This window comes from uncultured Mailhella sp. (assembly GCF_944324615.1).
In the GTDB taxonomy this organism is placed as follows: Bacteria; Desulfobacterota; Desulfovibrionia; order Desulfovibrionales; family Desulfovibrionaceae; genus Mailhella.
The window spans coordinates 1-3,213 of sequence record NZ_CALUWY010000116.1; the positions used below are offsets into that span (position 1 = coordinate 1).

Consider the following 3,213-nt stretch of genomic DNA (forward strand, 5'->3'; position numbering starts at 1 on the left):
TTCGGGCGCCCGGGCCGCGAGGGCCGCGCAGCCGCGATTCACTCGCGGCGTAAGCAAGGCCCGAGTCGTACAAGCCCCGCCCCCTGTACAGTGTGTCCGGAGCAGACGGGCCTTCGCATCACGCAGGCGCTGGAAGGTCATCCCCCCGAACCCCCTCAGTTTGCGAAGGTGGGCCATGTATCAACGCTCGGGGGCCCCCGGGCGCTTCGGGCGCCCGGGCCGCGAGGGCCGCGCAGCCGCGATTCACTCGCGGCGTAAGCAAGGCCCGAGTCGTACAAGCCCTGCCCCCTGTACAGCGTGTCCTGAGCAGACGAGCCTTCGCGTCACTCGGGCACTGGTGTCGCCCCCGGCCAGCCTTCAGGCGGCCGGGCCGCGAGGGCATAAGTAGCCGGAATTCACTTCCGGCGTTAAACGAAATGCCCTCCGTGCAAGCCCCGCCCCCTGTACAGCGTGTCCTGCGAAGATGTGCCATCGCGTTATTTTCAGCGGTATTTTGACCTTCAGCGTCAAATCCGGCATATTCCGGGAAGGGGAGTTATCCGCTCAAAGCAAGGCGCGAACCCATGAACGACATCAATGTGAATCTCATTCAATATCTGCGGCCCTTCTACTATGTGGCCGAAACCCGGAGCATACGCCGTGCGGCCGCCATACTCTGCCTTACGCCTTCGGCCGTGAGTCAGCAGATACAGAAGCTGGAAGAGGAGCTGGGCATGCCGCTTTTCGAGCGCAAGGCCGGCCGGCCGCTGCGTCTGCTTCCGGCAGGGCGCTTTCTGCATTCGCGCATTCCCGCGCTCGGCAACACGCTTTTTTCCATCTGCTGCGAGCTCAAGAATTTTCAGGAAAAGCGGGAAGTCATGCGTCTGGGCGCGCTTGCGCTGCTTCAGTCGCCGGTGCTGAAATCCATAGCCGCGCACAGTGCAAGTCTGCCGGGGCTGGATTTTTCCCTGCATTTTGAAGGGGCGCCCGCCCTCTGTCATGCGCTGCTTTCCGGCGAACTGGACTGCGCCATGGTGTTTCACGAGCATATTCTGCCCACGCTGGAGGAAATACCGCTCTTTTCCTCCCCCCTGGTGCTGGTGGCTCCGCCTTCTCTGGTGCGGCATCTGGAACCCTGCCCCTCGCTGGAGCAGCTTTTTTCCCTGCCCATGGTCTACATCACCGGCACAAGCGGTCTGGCCGAGCTGGACGCCTACGCGGGCATTCCCCTCACCGGGCCGGTGCGCGTGCATGTGGCAAGTCCCGTGGCCGCGCTGGAAGCCGTGCGCCTCGGTCTCGGCGCGGCCATTGTGTGCGAACACGCCCTGCCGGAGGATATGTCCGGCCTGCAGCGCTACGATCTGGCCGGCATGCTTCCCCCGCGCCGCGTGGTGCTGGCCCTTGCCCCGCAGCACGGCTTTGCCGGAAAGCAGCGGGAATTTCTGGACCTGCTCAGAAAACAGTGGGCCTGACGCGCCTTTGTCTCTGCGCATTTTCCGCGCCGTCCCTTTTTGATAAAAAAAACGCCCTCCGCAGGGAGGGCGTCTGTCCGGTTATTTTTCCGCCTTCACAATGTTCATGGCCGAGGCAATGAGCGAGGCCATGTCGCCTAAGTTGGCGGGAACAATGAGGGTATTGCCCTGTTTTGCCACGTTGGCAAAGGCTTCCACATACTTTTCCGCCACCTGCAGGTTCACGGCGACCATGCCGCCTTCCTTTGCCGTGGCTTCGGCCACAATGCGGATGGCTTCGGCCTGCGCCGCGGCCACGGCCTCAATGGAGCGGGCCTCGCCTTCGGCGCGGTTGATGGCAGACTGCTTTTCGCCTTCCGACTGGGCAATGAGCGCGGCTCTCTGGCCTTCGGCAAGGTTGATGGCTTCCTGCTTCTTGCCTTCGGAAGCGGCAATGAGGGCGCGCTTTTCCCTCTCTGCGGTAATCTGCTGCTGCATGGCGCGCAGAATTTCCGCAGGCGGCGTCAGATCCTTGATTTCATAGCGCAGTACCTTCACGCCCCAGTTGTGCGCCGCCTCGTCGATGGCGCGCACCACCTGGCTGTTGATTTCCTCGCGTTCCTCAAAGGTCTTGTCCAGTTCCATCTGACCTATCACGGAACGCAGCGAGGTCTGCGCAAGCTGGGAAATGGCCTGCACATAGTTGGAAGTGCCGTAGCTTGCCAGTTTCGGATCCGTGACCTGAAAATACAGGAGCCCGTCCACCGTGAGCTGCGTGTTGTCCTTGGTGATGCACACCTGCGCTTCGGTATCCAGCGGAATTTCCTTCAGCGAATGCTTGTAGGCCACGCGGTCGATGAGCGGAATGATGAAGTTCAGCCCCGGTTCCAGCACGCTGTGAAACTTGCCGAGCCGCTCCACAATCCAGCCCTGCTGCTGCGGCACCACGCGGATGGCAAGCGGTACGAGAACCAGCACAAGCGCGATCAGAAGCACGGCAAAATAGTTGAAAAGGAAACTGTCCTCCATAAGGCCTCCCTACGGTTCGGGTTCAAGAATGAGTGTGGAGGAATCGAAGCCGACAATGCGATGCCGCCCCGGAGCGCAGGGCGCGCCTTCCTTCAGCACGGCGTCCCACATGGTGCCGCGGTACTTCACGCGGGCGCGGCGGCCCTTCCATTCCGAAACATGGACGCTCTGTCCTATGTCGAGGTTGTTCCCGGCAGAGCCGGAGCCTCTGCGCTTCTTTCTGAGCGCAAGCCCAATGCAGGAAAAAAGGGACAGCGCGCAGGCAAGGCATATCTGCCACAGCGTATCCTGAAGAACAGGCGCCACAAGGGCCGTGACCCCGGCGGAAAGCGCCAGGGCAAGAAAGAAGAACGTGCCGGTGGCAAGTTCGATGATGAGAAAAACAACCGCTGTACAGGCCCAGAAAAGCAGTGACATGGAAGTTCCCCTGCATGAGTTTCACTTTTATCCTGATACAGGCAGGTACGGCATGTTGTCAAACCTTCTCTGTGCCGCAGGCGTTGCGGCGGAACGGTTGGCGGGCTGCGGTGCCGTTTTGGGGCAGGGGAAAGGCGCGGCGTACAGGCCCTTTTCAAAGGAAGCGCAGATTCCCGGGAGGGCAGGGCCGGAATGCCATGGCGGGGCAGGGCGGGAATATCGGAGAGCGGGGGATGCCGCGGCGGAAAAGCCGTGCGGAAAGGGCGAAGGTGCGCGGAACGTGCGGTGCCGGTGAAAAGCCCCATGCCCTGATGCGGAAAGCAGAGCGGCAGGCCGC

At 61.9% G+C, this 3,213-nt stretch carries 3 protein-coding genes; 1 reads left to right on the forward strand and 2 read right to left on the reverse strand.

Annotation, left to right across the window (positions count from 1 at the left end):
- The first annotated feature begins 563 nt into the window (after window positions 1-563).
- Window positions 564-1,451, forward strand: a complete 888-nt coding sequence (locus Q0K07_RS12995; RefSeq protein ID WP_294559785.1) for a LysR family transcriptional regulator — start codon at window positions 564-566, stop codon at window positions 1,449-1,451.
- Between the two features lie 81 nt (window positions 1,452-1,532).
- Here the strand turns inward: Q0K07_RS12995 and Q0K07_RS13000 are convergent, their stop codons facing one another.
- Window positions 1,533-2,459, reverse strand: coding sequence for a stomatin-like protein (locus Q0K07_RS13000; RefSeq protein ID WP_294559786.1), 927 nt, complete (start codon window positions 2,457-2,459; stop codon window positions 1,533-1,535).
- A 9-nt stretch (window positions 2,460-2,468) separates the two neighbouring features.
- Window positions 2,469-2,876: an NfeD family protein gene (locus Q0K07_RS13005; protein ID WP_294559787.1), complete on the reverse strand. Its 408-nt coding sequence runs from the start codon at window positions 2,874-2,876 to the stop codon at window positions 2,469-2,471.
- Window positions 2,877-3,213 lie beyond the last annotated feature (337 nt).

What these genes read in the sequence shown, in the direction of transcription:
- Q0K07_RS12995 (WP_294559785.1), top strand. Translation starts at nt 564, where the DNA reads ATGAACGACATCAATGTGAATCTCATTCAATATCTGCGGCCCTTCTAC.
- Q0K07_RS13000 (WP_294559786.1), bottom strand. Translation starts at nt 2,459, where the DNA reads ATGGAGGACAGTTTCCTTTTCAACTATTTTGCCGTGCTTCTGATCGCG.
- Q0K07_RS13005 (WP_294559787.1), bottom strand. Translation starts at nt 2,876, where the DNA reads ATGTCACTGCTTTTCTGGGCCTGTACAGCGGTTGTTTTTCTCATCATC.